Origin of the sequence: Cytobacillus pseudoceanisediminis, assembly GCF_023516215.1 — a bacterium.
Classification (GTDB): domain Bacteria; phylum Bacillota; class Bacilli; order Bacillales; family Cytobacillaceae; genus Cytobacillus; species Cytobacillus pseudoceanisediminis.
The window spans coordinates 2501151-2519441 of the sequence record NZ_CP097349.1 but is presented as its reverse complement, the minus strand read 5'-3'; the positions used below and the strand labels follow the sequence as shown (position 1 = coordinate 2519441).

The following is an 18291-nucleotide window of genomic DNA, read 5'->3' as shown; positions in this document are numbered from 1 at the left end:
CCACCCTAAAAAAAATAATCTGGACACCGTATGATATAATGTGTTTTGAAAAGAGGTGGGGCAATTGCTAAGTTTATTGTTTTTGGCAAAGAAGCGTAAAAGAACGCTCGAAGAAACGGTAGAGTTAATACAGCAGGGAGATACAGCATTAAATAATGAGCTAATAGAGTCATATAAGCCGTTTATTGCTAAAACAGTATCATCAGTCTGCAAGAGATACATACATGAATCAGATGATGAATTCAGCATTGGTCTCATCGCTTTTAATGAAGCCATTCAAAAGTATAGTCCTGATAAAGGGAGTTCATTGATCAGTTTTTCGGAAGTGCTGATTAAAAGACGGGTTATTGATTATATCCGTAAGCAATCCAAATTTCAGAATCTTAGTTTTAATGGAGGCTCTAATCTGGAAGATGATGATACGGGTTCTGCGATTGAAGACGAATTGTCCATTGAAGACTTCAGAAAAAAACGGATGAAGAACTGAGAAAAGAAGAAATTCTCCAGTTTACACAGGTTCTGCAGGAATTCGATCTTACCTTCAGCGATTTGATCGAACAGTCTCCAAAACATGCTGATGCACGAAAAAATGCGATGACAGTAGCCAAGATTCTGGTTGAAAATGATGAACTCAAAAACATACTTTATGATAAAAAAAGCTGCCGATAAAGCAGCTTGAGAGCTATGTATCCTTAAGCAGAAAAACAATAGAGAGAAATAGGAAATATATAATTGCCATATCACTGATATTAACTGGCGATTATATCTTTCTAAAGGATTATATAAAAGGGGTGTTGGAAACGTGAAAACAGGAATTATCATGGAAATAAACGAACGTTTTTTAACACTATTAACCCCGGAAGGTGAATTTCTGCGGGCCCGAAAACAAGATGGGGCATATACACTTGGCCAGGAAATTGAATTCTTCCCAATAGAACTGAAAAACGGAAAAAAGTCGTCGCCTTTAACTATTTTTAATCTATTTAAAGGAAAAGGATTAATGGCAGCAGCTTTTGCACTAATGCTCGCTATCGTTTCATTTCTGCCGTTCCTGCAAAATGACGAAGTGTATGCATATATGTCAATCGACGTTAATCCGAGTATTGAACTAGGGGTCAATCAAAAATATCAGGTAGTAAAGCTCGTTCCTTATAATGAGGAAGGAAAACTAATTATACAAAACATCAAGAAATGGGAAAAAAACAGCATTCATGATGTAGCTGACAAAATTCTTCTTCAGATAAAGAAACAGGGCTATTTTAAAGAAAATAAAGAAGTAGTCATTGCTGCCGTTTATACAGAACAGAGTAAAGAAGCGGATAAGCGTATTCAGGAGGAGCTGGCAGATATAAAACAAGCTGCACAAAAAGAGCAGCTTGAAGTAACTTTACTGGAAGCAAGTGAAGAGGAAAGAGAAGCTGCTATTGAAAAAGGGCTCTCACCTGGATTATATAAAGAAAATAAATTAAAAGCTGACGCTGACAAGATAGAAATGCCTGAACCTGCAAATCCTGTTAAACAGACAGATAAAGAAATTCCTGCTCCGCAAAAGCCGGCAGAAAATACGCAAATCCAATTAAAAAAGCAGGAGAAAATAGAAGATCATAAAGAAAAACCTGCTGTTCCAGGGCAAATAAAGAAATCTGGGAACCAGCAGAATAACAGCGGTAAAAACAATGGAAATAATCCTGGAAAAAGGCATGATAATAAAGAAAAGATAAATCAAGAAAATAACGTAAAAGCCCAAAAACATCAAAATCGTCCAAGCGAAAAAAATAATAAAGCTAATGAAAACAGAAAAAACCCCGAGAGAAATCCCAAAGAAAAAGATAATGGGAAAAACAGAGGCGGTAATGGTCCTGATAAGAATCAGAAAGACAGGAACAATCGAAATAATGCCAGCGGAAACAATCAAGGGAAGCATAATGACAGAGGGAATAAGTAAGAATAAAGTCCGGAGATGGCTCCGGACTTTTTCCATTTATATGAAGTTGTTATTGATTATTTTGGCCGGACATTTGTGCCTGTGCTTGCTGTACTAGTCGCTTAGTAATTTCTCCGCCCACAGATCCGTTAGCCCGGGATACAGTATCAGAGCCTAATTGAACACCAAATTCCTGGGCAATTTCATATTTTACCTGGTCCATGTATTGTTCAATCCCAGGAACTAAAAGCTTATTGCTGCTTCTTGCCATTGTATTCAACTCCTTTTTATTGGTCTTACAGAGTTTATCTTCCCTCTGTATTTTTAGTATGAATTAAAAAGGGAGTTTCATAAGTGGTAATATTTCGGCATAAGCAGTTTCTTTATGTTTCTTTATGAACAGCAGCTTCCAGAAGAATATCTGCGATATGAACGGCCTTTACGTTTCCGGATAAACCTTCACGTTCTATCCCCAGCTTCATCTGCAGAAGACAGCCCGGATTAGAGGTCACAATTACTGCTGCATCTGCCGACTTGGCCTGACTCATTTTATGATCAAGTATTTGCATTGACATGTCAGATTCAACAATATTATAAATACCGGCAGAACCGCAGCATCTGTCTGCATCCTTCATTTCCCTGAATTCGATGCCTTTAATTGAATTCAGAAGAGTGCGCGGGGCTGCTGAGGTTTTCATGACATTGCGCAAATGACAGGAATCCTGATAAGTTAGGATCTGCCCTGGCAGCTCAAGATTAACTTTTTTGTGGAATTCTAGTTCGTATAGAATTTCGCTGATATCTTTGAGCTTTTGCGAAAACTTTACAGCTCTTTCATGCCATTCCCGGTCATCTTTAAGAAGATGGCCGTAGTCAATAAGGAATGCTCCACATCCTCCTGCATTTGTAATGATATAGTCTGCGTCCAGCTTCTCAAAAGCCTCTATGTTCCGCTTTGCCAAGTTTTTAGCCGCCTGTTTTTCACCGCTATGGCCATGAAGAGCACCGCAGCAGGCTTGATTTTGAGGAATATGGATTTCACATCCTGCAAGCTGCAGAAGTTTTATTGTCGCATTATTGGTTTCCAGGAACATCGTATCCATTAAGCACCCAGTAAAAAAAGCGGCTTTTTTTATAGGTTTATCTGCTGAGAGATATGATGGCCTATTTTTCATTTCTTTTAATTTTGGCACTTGAGGCAGTACCTTTTCCATGGCCGTGAGGTTTTTTGGAAGCCAATTCAGCATTCCTGTTTTTCTGGCGGCCGATTGGAGACCTGAACGCTGATAAAAGCCCAATAGCCCGGCAGCTGCCCTCATTCTGTTCTGGTGGGGGAACAGCCCATTAAAGACCAAACTGCGAACCGCTTTGACCGGAAGCGAATGTTTCTTATTCTGATTTATAATATCTCTTGCTTCTTCCAGCAAGTGCCCATATTTTACTCCTGAAGGACATACAGGCTCGCATGCCCGGCAGCCCAGGCAAAGATCAAGAGATCTCTCTACGTCTTCATCCGGTTCAATTAATCCGTCAGCAACAGCTTTCATTAACGCGATCCTTCCCCTTGGAGAGTGTGTTTCTTTAAAGCCTGACTCGACATAGGTGGGGCAGGAAGGGAGGCAAAAGCCACAGCGCATGCAATTCAGGAGTTCATCTTCATTCATTCGGTTCTTAAATTCTTCCTGAATGATTATTTGTTCTTTTAATGTTGTCATTGGGCAACCACCACTCGTTTTCTGTCATCCTTGGCAAAAATTTTGCCGGGATTAAGAATGTTATTGGGGTCTAAAGCAGTCTTAACAGCTTTCATTGCATCAATGCCAGCCTGGCCAAGTTTCAGTTCAAGATAGGGAGCTTTCATGACCCCCACTCCATGTTCGCCTGTTATAGTCCCTCCAAGTTCAATCGCCTTGATAAAAATCTCTTCAAAAGCGTTTTCAACCCGTTTCATTTCATCTTTATCCCGGGCATCTGCAGGGCAGGTCGGATGCAGATTTCCATCACCGGCATGGCCAAATGTACAGATGGAAAGTCCGTATTTTTTGGAAATTTCATTTATTGCTTTTACCATGTTGGCAATTTCAGATCTTGGCACTGTAGCATCTTCAAGAATGGTTGTGGGCTTAAGGCGTGCAAGGGCCGATAATGCGGCACGCCTTGCAGTCCGCAAGGCTTCTGCTTCCATTTCGGAATTTGCGAGCTGTACAGATACAGCCCCTTGTTTCTTGCAGATTTCAGCCATATTCTGCATATCTTTTTCCACCACCTCAATCGGACCATCCTGTTCAATAAGAAGTACTGCTTGGACATCGGTTGGCAATCCAATTTGGGCAAAATCCTCAACTGCCTTTAATGTAGGCTGATCTAAAAACTCAAGGGTGGCGGGTATGATTTTGTCAGCGATGATTTTTGAGACTGATTTTGCAGCTTGTTCAAGATCCTGATATAAAGCAAGCATTGTCTTTTTTGACTCAGGAAGCGGGATTAATTTTAATGTTGCTTCCGTAACGATCCCCAAAGTTCCTTCAGATCCAACCAGCAGTCTGGTAAAATCATATCCTGCCACGTCCTTCGCAAGCTTGCCGCCCGTTCTAATAATGTCTCCGCCCGCAAGTACAGCTTCCAGCCCCATTACATAGTCCCTTGTAACTCCATATTTCAATCCACGCAGTCCGCCGGAATTTTCATTGATGTTTCCTCCGATTGTGCTTATTTTCATCGAACTTGGATCTGGAGGATAAAAAAGCCCTCTTGCTTCAACCTGGTTAATCATGTCAAGCGTGATGACACCGGGCTGTACTGTAACCGTAAGATTTTCTTCATCGATTTCAATCACTTTATTCATATGCTTAAACAGGAGTACAATTCCGCCTTCTGTAGGACAGGTGCCTGCACATAAATTGGTGCCCGATCCCCTTGGTACGATTGGAATTCCTGAGCTGCTGCAAATCTTGAGGATACTTGATACTTCCTGTGTATTTCGCGGACTGATCACTGCGTCGGGCATCGATTGGAAATTTGGAGTAGCGTCATATGAATAGACGAGGCGCCCTGCTTTTGAGTCATCATAATTTTCTGCGCCGACAACGGCTATTAATTCTTCTTTTATTTGTACGTCAACCAAATGGATCCTCTCCTTTAATGGAAGCTGTCAATATCTATTTCTTTAAGTATAAAAAAAGCAGGGAATGCCCTGCTATGGTTAACTATACAAATATTCATGGATATTTTAATTGTTTTTTGTACCTTCATCTAAAAGTTTTACCGCAATGAATAATTTCATTAAATCATTCAGATTTGATGTGTATAGGCCGGATAGATCCGATATTTTCTTGAGTCTGTAATGAAGGGTGTTAATATGTATATGCAATGCTTCAGCAGTATTTTTCAAAGAGTGATTTTGCCTGAAAAGTTCCTGAAGGGTTACCATAAGATCCTGTTCATTCATGAATGTCCCAATTGTTCTTTCTACAAAGTCCTTTTTAGTTTCTGGTGAGAGGTCATCAAAAATCATTTCAATGGTCAAGTCCTGGTCAAAAATTATGGTGCCACGGTCTTTTGCAATTTTTAAAGCACGTTCTGCCTGCATAAACGATTCGGACAGGCAGAAGGGAGGCAGTGGTTTACCGGTGCCCATACTTACTTCAGCGGCCAGAAGGTTCTCAAGAAAACGATGAAAGCGAGTGACCTTTTCTCTTATCAGGTTCTCTTTTTGTGCTGAAGAAGCTCCAGCTAAAAGCACTATCCGGTTATTGCCCCAGCGGATCAGAATATCATGAGGGCCAGCTTCCCTCCAGGATAATATCCTATTCCAAAGATCCCTATGAAGCAATTGGCTATTTTGCCTGAATTCTGCGATAGAAACCTGTCTGTCCACAGCCAGATTAATTTTCAGAAGATGAGCCCGTTCTTTGAATGCGGGATCCCATTCTTTTGCCTGCAGCCAGTCAAACATAAAACCTTCCAGTGCACGAGCCTGCCAATCGAGCTGCTCTGCAAAGTAACTTTCACTGATAAATAACTCTGTAAGCTTGCGGATGATTTCTGCGAATGGGGAAATTTTATCGGGATTTCCGGTTATGCCAATTACGCCAACTGTTTCTCCTTTAAAAAAGATCGGCAGGTTAATGCCGGCTTTTACACCTTGAAGGCGAGACTGATCCTCCCTGGTAATAATCAGCTTTTCTTTATTTTTTATGCAAATCAGTGCGCCTTCATGAAAACTGCCTATTCTGCCTGCATCTGTACTTGCAATGATTACCCCGCAGGTATTGGCAACTATGATATCTTCCTGAAGAAACTGACGCACTTCAGCTATAATTTTTTCAGCCAGGTCAGGCAACAACATGTTATATCTCCCTTTGATTTTTTGACTTTATTATATATAAATAAAAAACTTCCTGCGAATTTTCTAATATCCCTTTTAAAAACCGGGTATATTCATTATGATAAGGGTTAGAAAAATTTTGAAGGGGACAGGTATGATATGTGGAAAGACGTAAGAAATTGGCTGGATAAACTGACACCTGCCCAAGTAATATCCGGATATTATTTATTGGCAGTATCTGTATCGGTACTTTTATTAAGAATACCGGCTGTACATAAACCAGGAGTGGAGGTTGCATTTATTGATACAGTTTTCACGGCTGTCAGTGCAGTGAGTGTAACCGGTCTGTCAGTGGTTGATATATCGGAAACATACAGTGTTTTTGGTTATTTTGTCATCATGTTCATCCTTCAGTTTGGCGGGATAGGGATCATGGCGCTAGGCACATTCTTTTGGCTCCTGCTGGGCCGTAAGATTGGATTAAGAGGGCGTCGCCTCATCATGGTCGATCATAATCAGTATGCCTTGTCCGGCCTAGTCAATTTAGTAAAAGAAATCATTAAAATTATATTGGTGATTGAAACGCTTGGTGCGCTCATATTGGGTTTTCATTTTCTTAAATATTATCCTGCATGGGATGAAGCATTCCTGCATGCGCTGTTCGCATCTGTCAGTGCTACAACCAACGGGGGCATGGATATAACAGGAGCCTCTCTTAAACCATATGCCGGTGATTATTTCGTGCAGCTGATCAATATTATTCTGATTACTTTAGGAGCTATAGGTTTTCCTGTTCTTATCGAATTAAAGCAATATCTATTTAGGAATAAATGGGACCAGGAACCATCTTTTCGCTTTTCCTTATTTGCAAAATTGACGACCGTTACATATGCCGCCCTTCTTGTGTTTGGTACCGTTATTTTGCTCATCATGGAGTTTAATCAATATTTCAAAGGCATGAACTGGCATGAAAGCTTCTTTTATGCATTTTTCCAATCCGCTACCACCCGGAGCGGCGGGTTATCAACCATGGATGTTAATGAGTTTACAATGCCTACTCTCATTATAATGAGTATTTTAATGTTCATTGGGGCATCACCAAGTTCTGTCGGCGGGGGCATCAGGACGACTACATTTGCTGTGAATATCCTCTTTATATATCACTTTGCCAAAGGAAATCGGGATATAAAAATATTTAAAAGAGAAATTCATGAAGATGATATTCTGAAATCCCTTGCTATCACTTTGCTTGCTATTGGAATGTGTTTTTTCTCTGTTGTTATTCTAAGCATTACAGAAAAGCAGATGGAGCTTATTGAAATTATTTTCGAGGTCTGTTCAGCTTTTGGTACCACGGGTCTGTCGTTAGGAATCACACCGGAATTATCAATGATCGGGAAATGTATCATAATGGCCTTAATGTTTATTGGAAGAATTGGATTAACTTCCTTCTTATTTATTATAGGCGGCAAAGAAAAACAGCCGAATTTTCATTATCCTAAAGAGCGCGTTATTATTGGCTAAAAAAGCAGACCGGAAGATTATTCCGGACTGCTTTTTTCTTGTCCCCATCGCCTTGCGCAAGACTTTTCTTATTAATCCGTACCGCGGCTGACATCTTTAGTAGGATGCATGAATGGGGAGGCTTGAGGCGGCTTTTTGCTTTCAAGGAGTTCTTTGTTTTCCGATGTATTCCAGCCGATATCATTTGTCGGATGAATCCAATCCTCACCTGCCATCACTGCAGGATCTGTTTCATCGCTCCAGTTTTCCAGCGGTGAACTGTCAGAAGAATAATAACTGTCCCCAATGGTTACGCCAAAAGAATTCTTGAAAGGCGACTGAAGTTTCATGCCTGTGTCTTTAAAGCTCGGTGCTTCTATTTGATGTGGAAGTGTCTCATCAATGCCAATGCTCTTGTTATCTTTATTCTTTTTATTAGTCATATCGCTCATTCCTTTTTACTCTATTTTTTGCACCGCAGTAAAATTTATGATTGTAAAATAAGGAAGACTCAGATAGGAATGAAACCATGTTTTTTACTAAAAATAAAGCTGTGTTAAACCTTAAAATGGATTTAGCACTATGAAATATTTTTTCAGGGGGAGATTGGGATGGCCAAACGAAAAGCTGAGTATAATGCAGTTGAAAAATACAGCAAGACGCCTAAGAAGAACCTTCAGGAATCAGAGTTTTCAGCAGAATTCAGCCAGGAGAAAATCCCATGAAAATGGCTAACCGCAACTCCAAGCATGGGGAAGAGGGAAGAGCCTAGTGGATCATAATAAACAACGAAAAAAGGACGGCAAAATGGCTCGGCCAATGTTGAATTCGGTATGGAGTTTGGTGATATAAATGCCGGAAAACTTTATGAGCTGCCATTTATGAACCGTGATAAAGATAATAAGAAAGATCGGGATAAATGCTAAAAAAACCGGCAGATTTCTGCCGGTTTTATCAATCATGTATAGGGCCAGTAAAGATGGAAACTTTTTCTGAGCTTGAGTCGAAATAGGCAAGCAAAACTGAGTCTCTCTTTTCAATTATTCCATCCTTAATATATTTTTCAATATCAAAAGATAATCTTTCACTTAAGGTATGTTTGTATATTTCTTTTTCATTCAGCTGAAGGCTTAAGAAGTCTTCTCCCAGCTGGATTGGATTTTCAAGCAGAGACTGGTAAAGCTTTGATCTCTCGGATTTTTCAAAGCTTGGCTGCCACCAGGGTTTTCTTGGCTTGTATTTTTGTTTTGAAATATAGTCAAGCTTCATAAGGCCTTCTGCTATCTCCAAATCAGCAATGTTTTTTGACTGCAGGAATTCAAAAAGCCGTTTGAAAAGATCCTCAAGCTGATGGCCAATTCTGGACCATCCTTTTTGTTCCCAATAACTGCCGAATTCCTGGAAGAAATCGAATGGAGTCGGAAATACTTTTGTAACTAAATATTCAACAGTCGCATCCATTCTATGATCATTCCAATATTTCTCTAATACATCTTCAACCTGTTTAATGCGAATGATGTCATCAAAGGACAAAACATTATTTCCAAGTATTTCATATGGAGAATGGTCCATATAAATATATTGATGTTCTTCTGCTCTCAAGCGAAGCCCGGTGCCTCTCAGCATTTTTAAGAAGCCGAGCTGGAGCTCTTCCGGCCGCATTGCAAATACATCGTTGAATGTTCTTTTGAATGAATCATAATCTTCCTCAGGAAGTCCGGCAATTAAGTCAAGATGCTGGTCAATTTTCCCTCCATCCTTTACCATTGTGACTGTTCGGCAAAGCTTGTTAAAGTTCTGCTTCCTCATGACCAATTCATTTGTATAGTCGTTTGTAGATTGCACACCAATTTCAAATCGGAATAATCCTGCTGGAGCTTCCTTGTTTAGAAATTCAATCACTTCAGGTCTCATGATGTCGGCAGTGATCTCAAATTGAAAGACAGTACCAGGCAGATGTTCATCAATTAAAAATTGGAACATCTCCAAGGCATAACTGCGGCTTATGTTGAATGTGCGGTCCACAAATTTAAGGGTTTTTGCGCCATTCCTCATTAAATATCGGATGTCGTCCTTAATTTTTTCCCTGTCAAAGTATCGCACGCCTACTTCAATAGAGGAAAGGCAAAACTGGCAGCTGAATGGGCATCCCCGGCTGGTTTCTATATAAGTGACCCGTTTAGAAAGGTGGGGAATATCTTCTTCAAAGCGGAATGGCGAGGGCAGCTCGCGCAAATCCAGCTTATTCCGCTGAGGATTAATACGAACCTGGCCATTTTCCCTGAAAGCAAGACCATGCACATTTTCCATATTCATTGTGCCATTCAGCTCTGTAAGCAGCTGTTTGAACGTTTCCTCACCTTCACCGATAACAATGTAATCAAATTCTTTTACATTGTTCATCCAATCCGCAACATCATATGTTACTTCAGGTCCTCCGACTGCAATATGAATGGAGGGGTCAATCTTTTTAATCATTTTAATGACCTTAATGGTCTCTTCGATATTCCATATATAGCAGCTGAATCCGATCACATCAGGTTTTTTGCGGACCAGATCTGTAACGATATTCATTACCGGATCTTTAATTGTATATTCGGCTAATTCCACATCGAAATCAGGCTGAGCATATGCCTTTAGATAGCGGATCGCTATATTTGTATGAATGTATTTGGCATTAAGCGTACTGGCGATAACTTTCATTTATTTTTGAACTCCCTTTTTAGCTACTTAAACATCATATAATTGTATCATATTTTTTAATGAAAAAAGGAAGTAAAACATTGACATATAATAAGGAAAATAAATTATACTAATTATTATAATATTTATAAAAATTCAACAATTTGTATTATAACTATAGTAAGATAGTAGAAAAATATAATATCTAGCTGGGAGAGGGAATGAATGAAGGTAAGTCTTTTTGCAACATGTCTGGTAGATATGTTTCAGGGAAATGCAGGCAAGGCAGCTGTTGAACTGCTAGAACGCCTGGGATGTGAAATAGATTTTCCGGATGCACAGGTCTGCTGCGGCCAGCCTGCCTACAACAGCGGCTATGTGAAGGAATCAAAGGAAGCTATGAAAAGGATGATCACAGCATTTGAACATGCAGAATATGTTGTTTCCCCTTCTGGATCTTGCGCTTATATGTTTCAGGAGTATCCTCATGTTTTTAAAGGTGACTCTGTGTGGGAACCCAGAGCAAAAAAGCTTGCCGAAAAAACATACGAACTTACTCAATTTATTGTTGAAGTTCTAAACGTTGACGATGTAGGTGCAAAATTAAAAGGAAAGGCCACCTTTCATACATCCTGCCATATGACCAGGCTTCTTGGAGTGAGAGAAGCACCTATGAGATTATTAAAAAATGTGAAGGGTCTGGAATTCGAAGAGCTTCCCGGCAAGGAGCAATGCTGCGGTTTTGGCGGTACTTTCTCTGTGAAAATGGCTCAAATATCTGAACAAATGGTAGATGAGAAGGTTGGACATATAGAGGAGACAGAAGCAGAAATTCTCATTGGAGCTGACGCGGGGTGCCTGATGAATATTGGAGGCAGGATCGGTAGGCAGGGAAAGCCAATAAGGGTTATGCATATTGCTGAAGTGTTAAATTGCCGCTAAGCAATTAATGGACATGCTTTCTTAAAAAGCAGGATAGACAGATTTGAACGTTGATCATTGTCTAGCATAAGCAGCCTGGCGCCTCGTGTGACACTGGCGGGTAAGGCGCTTGCGCTTAAGGGGGAATAGAAATGGCTATGAAAATAGGAACAAACGACTTTAAGGATCGTGTAGATTCCGGAATAAGCAATTCCTTTATGAGAGGGGCAGTTTCAGGTGCACAGGAAAGGCTTCAGACAAGAAGGCTAGACGCTGCAGCAGAACTTGGAAATTGGGAAGAATGGCGGTCGCTTTCAGAAGAAATTCGCCAGCATGTACTGGAAAATCTTGATTTTTACTTATACCAGCTCAGCGAAAATGTAGCTAAAAGGGGAGGGCACGTTTATTTTGCTGAAACTGCTGAAGAAGCCTCTGCCTATATACGGGAAGTAATTGAAAAGAAGAATGCAAGAAAAGTAGTTAAATCAAAATCGATGGTAACCGAAGAGATTCATTTAAATGCCTCACTGGAAGAGGCCGGATGCCAGGTCATTGAAACTGATTTGGGGGAATACATCCTTCAGGTAGACGACCATGATCCCCCTTCACATATAGTGGCGCCTGCCCTTCATAAGAATAAAGAGCAGATTCGGGATGTTTTTGCAGAAAAATTGAACTATCAGAACACAGAAAAGCCGGAAGAACTTGCGTGGCATGCGAGAGAAATGCTGCGCCACGAATACTTAACCGCCGATGTTGGCATTACGGGCTGCAATTTCGCTGTTGCTGAAACCGGTTCAATCACATTAGTGACTAATGAAGGCAATGCAGATCTTGTCACTGCCTTGCCTAAGACGCAAATTACGGTAATGGGCATGGAAAGGCTGGTCCCGACTTACGAGGAAATGGAAGTGCTTGTAAGCATGCTGACAAGGAGCGCTGTTGGACAAAAGCTTACGAGCTATATTACTGTTCTGACAGGTCCAAAAGAAGAACTCGATGTCGATGGTCCTGAAGAATTCCACCTGGTTATAGTGGACAATGGCCGCTCTTCGATTTTAGGAGGAGAGTTTCACTCCATTCTCCAATGTATCCGCTGTGCTGCTTGTGTAAATGTTTGTCCCGTATATAGGCATGTTGGCGGTCATTCCTACGGATCCATCTATTCAGGCCCGATTGGAGCGGTCCTGTCACCCCTTTTAGGCGGCTATGATGATTATAAGGAATTGCCTTATGCATCAACACTTTGCGGAGCCTGCACGGAAGCCTGTCCAGTCAAAATCCCTCTTCATGAACTTCTTCATAAACACCGGCAGGTAATTGTCGAAAAAGAAGGAAGAGCTCCCATATCGGAAAAGATGACCATGAAGGCTTTTGGACTGGGAGCAGCTTCACCGTCCCTTTACAAACTGGGGTCAAAGCTGGCACCGGCAGCCATGAATCCATTTACCGCAGGCGACAAAATTACAAAGGGACCAGGCCCATTAAAGGCCTGGACAGAAATCAGGGATTTTCCAGCTCCTAATAAAGAAAGATTTCGCGATTGGTTCAAAAATCGGCCAAAAGGAGGCGGACAGCAGTGAATGGAACAATTCAGAATAGAGATGCTTTTTTAAGTAAAATTGCAGGCAGATTAGGCAGAGAAAAAGTTACTGGAGTGGAAAGACCAAAATGGAGCTTTAACCCGCAGGATGCAGTCTTGAAAGAAGCAGATGCTGATGAGCTTCTTGAAGCATTAAAGACACAGTGTACGAAAATCCACACTGATCTTGTTGTAACCAATGCTGACAATTTGACTGAAACGCTCAAGGAAATTGTAGCCCAATATGGCGGGGGGCCAGTTGTGACCTGGAAGGATGACCGCTATAGACAGTTTGGACTTACACCGCTATTTAAGGAAATTTGGCCAAAAGAGAAAGTGGAAGTATATGAGTGGGATTTTTCTGAAGAAAGAAGAAATATTGACTACGCAGAACATGCTAACATCGGAATTACGGTCAGTGAGATAACTCTGGCTGAATCCGGCACAGCAGTCTTGTTCAGCAGCAAAGATCACGGACGGACAGTCAGCTTTCTCCCTGCTGCTTCTATCATCCTTATTCCGAAGAGCACCCTGGTCCCGCGTATGACACAGGCTGCAAGGATCATTAGGGAAAGGGTAAACTCAGGGCAGCTGGCACCTTCCTGCATTAACTTCATTACTGGACCAAGCAACTCCGCTGATATTGAGATGAACCTCGTTGTTGGTGTACATGGGCCTGTAAGGGCTACGTATATTGTTATTGAAGATTTATAATGCCTTTGACACCTGGCATTCTGGTTTGTTAGTACGAGAAAAAACGCCAACTTTTGTTGGCGTTTCAGACTGTCGACAAACTCGATGAAAATCGTGCTTGTCTGCAGTCTTTTTTATTTTAAAATAGAAGTAATACAATGCTTGAGGTGATTTAAATGCTTTCAAAACATAATCCAATTCAACGGGATCAAATTGAAATGGTTGCTTTAGACGAACTTGTACCGGCGGACCATTTGGTCCGCAAAATTGAAGCGGCGATTAATTTCTCATTCATCTATGACTTGGTAAAAGATAAGTATTCAGAAAAAGGCCGCCCAAGTATTGACCCTGTAATATTAATTAAACTCACATTTATTCAATATACCTTCGGTATTCGCTCCATGCGTCAAACAATTGAAGAATTGAAAACGAATATGGCTTATCGATGGTTTTTAGGATATGGCTTTCACGATAAAGTTCCTCACTTCTCAACTTTCGGTAAAAATTATGAGCGCCGATTTAAAGACACCGATCTCTTTGAACAAATATTTTACCGAATCTTAAAAACCGCAGCTGAAAAGAATTTAATTAGTGCTGAACACGTTTTTGTAGATTCTACTCATGTAAAAGCGAGTGCAAATAAACGCAAATTTGAAAAGAAAGTTGTTCGAAAAGAAACCCGTGCTTATCAAGAACGCCTTCAAGAGGAGATTAACCAAGACCGCGAGGATCATGGAAAAAGCCGTTTCCACCTGATAAGTTTGATAAAGAAGAATACAAAGAAATCAAGGAAAGTACAACAGATCCAGAGAGTGGCTACTATGTAAAAGATGAGCGTACAAAACAGTTCGCTTATTCTTTCCATGCGGCTGCAGACCGCAACGGCTTCGTGTTAGGCGCAATTGTAACCCCTGGTAACACGCATGATAGTCATATTTTAGAGCCATTGGTAGAACAAGTCATTGAGAAAGTTAGTAAACCAAAAGCTGTTGCGGCAGACGCAGCCTATAAAACACCTGCTATCACGAGCTACTTATTGAAAAACGACATCACACCTGCTTTACCTTACACACGACCTCGCACAAAAGAGGGTTTCTTCAGAAAACATGAGTATGTTTATGATGAGCATTTTGACTGTTACATTTGCCCAACTGGTGAGATATTAAAATATACTACAACTACAAAGGAAGGCTATCGTCAATATAAATCAGATCCTCGAATTTGTGCTGGATGCCCTTTCTTGTCTCAATGCACACAGAGTCAAGCACATCAAAAACTGATTCAACGTCATGTGTGGGAGGAACATGTGGAAGAAGCAGATCATCTTCGCCACCATCAAGACGTCAAACCGATCTATGAAAAACGCAAAGAAACAATTGAACGAGTATTCGCAGATGCAAAAGAAAAGCATGGCATGCGTTGGACAACCCTCAGGGGACTTAAAAAATGTCGATGCAGGCGATGCTTACTTTCGCTGCCATGAATTTGAAGAAAATGGCCAACTGGACTTGGCAAGGTCCAGAAATGGCCTAAATGATAACCTCGGAGAGGTCTGCAATTCTCTGTAACTACTTGAAGTCCTACAAAAATCAAAAAAAGAGTTCGGAATGAGACTATTCCGAACTCTTTTTGTCTACAAACTGAAACGCCAACTTTTGTTGGCGTTTTTTTCTGAAAGCGTCCCAGGCGAGATCAGCTTCTATAAGAGGAAGAAGGTTTAGAATATCAGTAGCTAATTTATTTGAAATGTTCACATTTTCTATGATGGAATGACATTTAAAAACATAAACAGAGGGGAATTTGTTTTCAAAGATAAAGTTTGGATTGGAGCCGACAGTGATTTATTGCAGCTTTATGGGAGAACGAATTGTTATATTGAGTTCTTTAAAACCGGTACTACAAGAAGTGCATATTTCGGATTTGGTAGCGCCAGCAGCGAAGGTCTCACTGTAAGAAATGAAAGGCCAGGCGGTGAACTAACCCTTGTAGCCGGATCTTGTGGGAATGTTAATATTCTGAGGAATGATTTGAAAGTACGTTCAACCACTTATACTTCTGATGAAGAACTAAAAAGTGAAATTGAATTGTATACCAAATCTGCACTAAAAGAAATCCTTGCAACTCCTGTGAAACAGTATTACTTAGAAGGTGATATTCCGGGAGTAGATAAAAAAGGCTTGGTCTTACCTATCAGGAAGCGCCTGTTGATATTGTAACACCACAAAAGGCGCTTGTGGGTATGCAATAGACGTTATGGAATGGAAAGCCATTCAGGAATTATCCCCAAAATTAGATGTGGCGCTTACAGAATTAGAAAATCTAAAAGCCCAAATAGGAGGAGAAATTACATTATGAGCGGAGATAATCAAAAAATTTCTATAGACCCTTATCTTCAAAATGAACTTGGAAAACTAAAACACGAAAATATTATCTTGAAGGCACAATTTAATGTGGTTTCTCAAAACAAAGAATTGCAGCAGAAAATCCAGGAACTTGAAAATAATCTAATTGAATCAAAGGAAGCAAATGGTACAAAAGAACCTAAGATTTAAGGGTTCTTTTTATTACCTTCAAAGGAGGTATTGTAAGTGACAAATGAGGCGGAAACAATGGATTTATGGAAGACATCTGTAAAGAAAGACATTGAAGAAATGAAAGGTGATATTCGCCGGCTACAGGATAAAACACTCTTACAAGACCAAATAATCCAGAACATCCAAGGTGACTTAAAGGAAATTAAAGAAGATACTAAATGGCTAAAAAGAACAATTACAAATGCCATTATTATGTCCGTTTTCACTGCTATAATTGGCGGCGGTATTGCAATTATCTTTACAGTGTTTAAAGGTTAGGGAAATAAATTACTTTGTAGAAGAACTATTAATGCAAAATGGAGATAGTTGCCGTTACTTGATGCAGAAGGTTTTCATTTACTACCTTATAGAGTGCTCAATGTGGAAAAGAATATAAATTTTAGCCACTTAAGTCCATATAGCTGGACAAGCACAAGATATCCTTAAAAGGAGGGTGGTTATCTTGAAGGAGACGGTTAATGAAAATATGTACGACAAAGAAATAGCAGAAATAAAAGGGGATCTTAGAGATATTGAGAATCGGGTGAACAATCTTGAAAAAATTACAACTCGACAGGATCAACAAATTATTTCAATAAATGAAAAGCTAAATAAAATTGACGAAAATACAACATGGATAAAAAGAACAATTACAGCAGCCATTATCACAGCAATCAGTACTGGAATCATTGGGGGAGCGATTGCAATTTTTTATAATGTTTTAAGAGGGGGACAATGAACATGATCAACTGGAAGATTCGCTTTAAAAATCCTGTATTTCTAGCACAGTTATTTCTAGCTTTTTTTGCACCAATACTAGGATACTATGGTTTGACTGCACAGGACCTCACTACTTGGGGTTCTGTTTTTAATTTGCTGGTCGGAGCTTATTCTAATCCATATGTTTTACTGCTGATAGTGGTGAGTGTGTGGAATGCTTTAAATGATCCTACAACAAAAGGAATAGAGGATAGTCAACAAGCAAAACGTTATCAATGGCCTAAATAAGCTGCCCTTTTGGGTGGCTTTTCTTATTCCTTAAAGGGGTGAGGGTCATGTGAGTAAAGGACAGCAGTACAAGCAGTTAATAGATTTGTGAATAAAAATATTAATAGAGGTGATTTAAATATGGTAAAACTTTTTATTGATCCAGGTCACGGCGGCACTGATCCAGGTGCAGTAGGAAATGGTCTTCAGGAAAAGAATTTAACACTTCAAATCGCTACACGTATAAAAGATATTCTAACCCTTGAATATGATAATATTTCCATCCGTATGAGCCGAACTGGAGATCAAACAGTATCTTTATCTGAGCGTACAAATGCTGCCAATGCATGGGGAGCTGATTACTTCTTGTCAGTTCATATTAATGCAGGCGGGGGAACAGGATATGAAGACTATGTTTATCCAGGAGTTGGAGCACCTACGTCCACCTACCAAAACAATATTCATGCTGAAGTAATTAAGTTGGTAGATTATTATGATCGCGGTAAAAAGCAGGCAAACTTCCATGTACTTCGTGAAACATTGATGCCTGCTTTGTTAACTGAAAATGGATTTATTGACAATGCCAATGATGCAACAAAGTTAAAATCAAGCACATTTATTGAAAATTTAGCCCGTGGACATGTTAATGGAATTGTGAAGAGCTTTAATCTTCCCAAGAAGAGTTCAGCGGTCTACCACACTGTTGTATCTGGAGATACTGTATATTCTTTAAGCAGAACCTATGGGAGCACAATCCAGCAGGTCCGGGATTGGAACAATCTTGATGCAGACTATACTATCTATGTTGGTCAGCGCTTACGTGTCAAATAATAAATAAACCCTTTTTCGATCGAGAGTGGTTATGGAAAATCAAGCCCATCATGGTTTAGCAATTGATGGATTAGTAGGCAGGAATATTTCGTGCAAAATAATCTAAAGGTCAGCCCAGGATGAACAATCCGGGGCATTATTTTTTTCATAAACAAAAAGTTCCACTTTGGAACAATCAAATTATTCAAGAACCCTTTGTGTTATTTTTAGCGTATTAGTTGTTTATAAAGGAGGAATGAAAGATTTTATATCTTTTATATATAGTTAC

Annotated in this window: 18 protein-coding genes and 3 pseudogenes; 15 read left to right on the top strand and 6 right to left on the bottom strand. The window is 40.0% G+C overall.

Annotated features, from left to right (window positions below):
- The first annotated feature begins 55 nt into the window (after nucleotides 1–55).
- Nucleotides 56–806: pseudogene (sigI, locus tag M5V91_RS13475) on the top strand (RNA polymerase sigma factor SigI).
- Nucleotides 803–1945, top strand: coding sequence for an anti-sigma factor domain-containing protein (locus M5V91_RS13470; protein WP_284522203.1), 1143 nt, complete (start codon nucleotides 803–805; stop codon nucleotides 1943–1945). Before sigI ends, M5V91_RS13470 begins: the two are co-directional and overlap by 4 nt.
- Nucleotides 1946–1994: 49 nt before the next feature.
- Here M5V91_RS13470 and M5V91_RS13465 read toward each other — a convergent pair whose 3' ends face one another.
- The 4 genes from M5V91_RS13465 to M5V91_RS13450 all read right to left on the bottom strand — a co-directional run bounded on the left by M5V91_RS13465 (nucleotide 1995) and on the right by M5V91_RS13450 (nucleotide 6272).
- Nucleotides 1995–2195 (bottom strand): alpha/beta-type small acid-soluble spore protein, encoded by a 201-nt coding sequence (locus M5V91_RS13465; protein WP_009331086.1) that lies wholly within the window; start codon nucleotides 2193–2195, stop codon nucleotides 1995–1997.
- Between the two features lie 112 nt (nucleotides 2196–2307).
- On the bottom strand, nucleotides 2308–3639 hold the full coding sequence (locus M5V91_RS13460; protein ID WP_009331085.1) for a (Fe-S)-binding protein: 1332 nt from the start codon (nucleotides 3637–3639) through the stop codon (nucleotides 2308–2310).
- A complete protein-coding gene (gene glcD, locus M5V91_RS13455) occupies nucleotides 3636–5048 on the bottom strand; it encodes a glycolate oxidase subunit GlcD (RefSeq protein ID WP_009331084.1) in 1413 nt (470 codons plus the stop codon). Before glcD ends, M5V91_RS13460 begins: the two co-directional genes overlap by 4 nt.
- 105 nt (nucleotides 5049–5153) lie before the next feature.
- Nucleotides 5154–6272, bottom strand: coding sequence for a CdaR family transcriptional regulator (locus tag M5V91_RS13450; RefSeq protein ID WP_251174386.1), 1119 nt, complete (start codon nucleotides 6270–6272; stop codon nucleotides 5154–5156).
- 138 nt (nucleotides 6273–6410) lie between these two features.
- Between M5V91_RS13450 and M5V91_RS13445 the strand changes: the two genes are divergently transcribed.
- Nucleotides 6411–7775, top strand: coding sequence for a TrkH family potassium uptake protein (locus M5V91_RS13445; protein ID WP_009331082.1), 1365 nt, complete (start codon nucleotides 6411–6413; stop codon nucleotides 7773–7775).
- A 71-nt stretch (nucleotides 7776–7846) separates the two neighbouring features.
- Here M5V91_RS13445 and M5V91_RS13440 read toward each other — a convergent pair whose 3' ends face one another.
- Nucleotides 7847–8197: a DUF3905 domain-containing protein gene (locus tag M5V91_RS13440; RefSeq protein ID WP_019381611.1), complete on the bottom strand. Its 351-nt coding sequence runs from the start codon at nucleotides 8195–8197 to the stop codon at nucleotides 7847–7849.
- Between the two features lie 168 nt (nucleotides 8198–8365).
- Here M5V91_RS13440 and ykzP point away from each other — a divergent pair.
- Both ykzP and M5V91_RS31115 read left to right on the top strand, forming a co-directional pair.
- Nucleotides 8366–8526 (top strand): annotated as a pseudogene (gene ykzP, locus M5V91_RS31120) (protein YkzP).
- A 61-nt stretch (nucleotides 8527–8587) separates the two neighbouring features.
- Nucleotides 8588–8680, top strand: coding sequence for a hypothetical protein (locus M5V91_RS31115; protein WP_500797321.1), 93 nt, complete (start codon nucleotides 8588–8590; stop codon nucleotides 8678–8680).
- A 28-nt stretch (nucleotides 8681–8708) separates the two neighbouring features.
- Here M5V91_RS31115 and M5V91_RS13435 read toward each other — a convergent pair whose 3' ends face one another.
- The gene (locus tag M5V91_RS13435; protein ID WP_009331078.1) at nucleotides 8709–10457 is read right to left on the bottom strand and encodes a B12-binding domain-containing radical SAM protein; all 1749 of its coding nucleotides are present in this window, start codon (nucleotides 10455–10457) and stop codon (nucleotides 8709–8711) included.
- Nucleotides 10458–10661: 204 nt separating this feature from the next.
- Here M5V91_RS13435 and M5V91_RS13430 point away from each other — a divergent pair, with 204 nt between their 5' ends.
- From M5V91_RS13430 to M5V91_RS13385, 10 genes and pseudogenes are all read left to right on the top strand, one after another.
- Nucleotides 10662–11378, top strand: a complete 717-nt coding sequence (locus tag M5V91_RS13430; RefSeq protein WP_009331077.1) for a (Fe-S)-binding protein — start codon at nucleotides 10662–10664, stop codon at nucleotides 11376–11378.
- A 131-nt stretch (nucleotides 11379–11509) separates the two neighbouring features.
- Entirely contained in the window at nucleotides 11510–12940 is a 1431-nt protein-coding gene (locus M5V91_RS13425) for a LutB/LldF family L-lactate oxidation iron-sulfur protein (RefSeq protein WP_009331076.1), read from the top strand.
- Nucleotides 12937–13653: a LutC/YkgG family protein gene (locus M5V91_RS13420; protein WP_251174384.1), complete on the top strand. Its 717-nt coding sequence runs from the start codon at nucleotides 12937–12939 to the stop codon at nucleotides 13651–13653. The genes M5V91_RS13425 and M5V91_RS13420 overlap by 4 nt, the downstream gene beginning before the upstream one ends.
- A 155-nt stretch (nucleotides 13654–13808) precedes the next feature.
- Nucleotides 13809–15165, top strand: a pseudogene (locus M5V91_RS13415) (IS1182 family transposase).
- A gap of 236 nt (nucleotides 15166–15401) precedes the next feature.
- Nucleotides 15402–15848 (top strand): hypothetical protein, encoded by a 447-nt coding sequence (locus M5V91_RS13410; protein WP_019381613.1) that lies wholly within the window; start codon nucleotides 15402–15404, stop codon nucleotides 15846–15848.
- Nucleotides 15849–15983: 135 nt separating this feature from the next.
- Nucleotides 15984–16184 (top strand): hypothetical protein, encoded by a 201-nt coding sequence (locus M5V91_RS13405; protein WP_019381615.1) that lies wholly within the window; start codon nucleotides 15984–15986, stop codon nucleotides 16182–16184.
- Between the two features lie 36 nt (nucleotides 16185–16220).
- Nucleotides 16221–16484 carry a hemolysin XhlA family protein gene (locus M5V91_RS13400; protein WP_251175743.1) on the top strand — a complete coding sequence of 88 codons (264 nt, stop codon included), beginning with the start codon at nucleotides 16221–16223 and terminating at the stop codon, nucleotides 16482–16484.
- Between the two features lie 184 nt (nucleotides 16485–16668).
- Nucleotides 16669–16944: a hemolysin XhlA family protein gene (locus tag M5V91_RS13395; RefSeq protein WP_019381617.1), complete on the top strand. Its 276-nt coding sequence runs from the start codon at nucleotides 16669–16671 to the stop codon at nucleotides 16942–16944.
- A 2-nt stretch (nucleotides 16945–16946) separates the two neighbouring features.
- On the top strand, nucleotides 16947–17213 hold the full coding sequence (locus M5V91_RS13390) for a phage holin (protein WP_026041693.1): 267 nt from the start codon (nucleotides 16947–16949) through the stop codon (nucleotides 17211–17213).
- Between the two features lie 120 nt (nucleotides 17214–17333).
- On the top strand, nucleotides 17334–18023 hold the full coding sequence (locus M5V91_RS13385; RefSeq protein ID WP_019381619.1) for an N-acetylmuramoyl-L-alanine amidase: 690 nt from the start codon (nucleotides 17334–17336) through the stop codon (nucleotides 18021–18023).
- The last annotated feature ends 268 nt before the right edge of the window (nucleotides 18024–18291 follow it).

Excerpts from the sequence above, each read along its gene's own strand:
- M5V91_RS13430 (WP_009331077.1), top strand. The coding sequence starts at position 10,662 with ATGAAGGTAAGTCTTTTTGCAACATGTCTGGTAGATATGTTTCAGGGA.
- M5V91_RS13405 (WP_019381615.1), top strand. The coding sequence starts at position 15,984 with ATGAGCGGAGATAATCAAAAAATTTCTATAGACCCTTATCTTCAAAAT.
- M5V91_RS13465 (WP_009331086.1), bottom strand. The coding sequence starts at position 2,195 with ATGGCAAGAAGCAGCAATAAGCTTTTAGTTCCTGGGATTGAACAATAC.
- M5V91_RS13460 (WP_009331085.1), bottom strand. The coding sequence starts at position 3,639 with ATGACAACATTAAAAGAACAAATAATCATTCAGGAAGAATTTAAGAAC.
- M5V91_RS13435 (WP_009331078.1), bottom strand. The coding sequence starts at position 10,457 with ATGAAAGTTATCGCCAGTACGCTTAATGCCAAATACATTCATACAAAT.
- M5V91_RS13425 (WP_009331076.1), top strand. The coding sequence starts at position 11,510 with ATGGCTATGAAAATAGGAACAAACGACTTTAAGGATCGTGTAGATTCC.
- M5V91_RS13445 (WP_009331082.1), top strand. The coding sequence starts at position 6,411 with ATGTGGAAAGACGTAAGAAATTGGCTGGATAAACTGACACCTGCCCAA.
- M5V91_RS13410 (WP_019381613.1), top strand. The coding sequence starts at position 15,402 with ATGACATTTAAAAACATAAACAGAGGGGAATTTGTTTTCAAAGATAAA.
- M5V91_RS13385 (WP_019381619.1), top strand. The coding sequence starts at position 17,334 with ATGGTAAAACTTTTTATTGATCCAGGTCACGGCGGCACTGATCCAGGT.
- M5V91_RS13450 (WP_251174386.1), bottom strand. The coding sequence starts at position 6,272 with ATGTTGTTGCCTGACCTGGCTGAAAAAATTATAGCTGAAGTGCGTCAG.
- M5V91_RS13440 (WP_019381611.1), bottom strand. The coding sequence starts at position 8,197 with ATGACTAATAAAAAGAATAAAGATAACAAGAGCATTGGCATTGATGAG.
- M5V91_RS13390 (WP_026041693.1), top strand. The coding sequence starts at position 16,947 with ATGATCAACTGGAAGATTCGCTTTAAAAATCCTGTATTTCTAGCACAG.
- M5V91_RS31115 (WP_500797321.1), top strand. The coding sequence starts at position 8,588 with ATGGAGTTTGGTGATATAAATGCCGGAAAACTTTATGAGCTGCCATTT.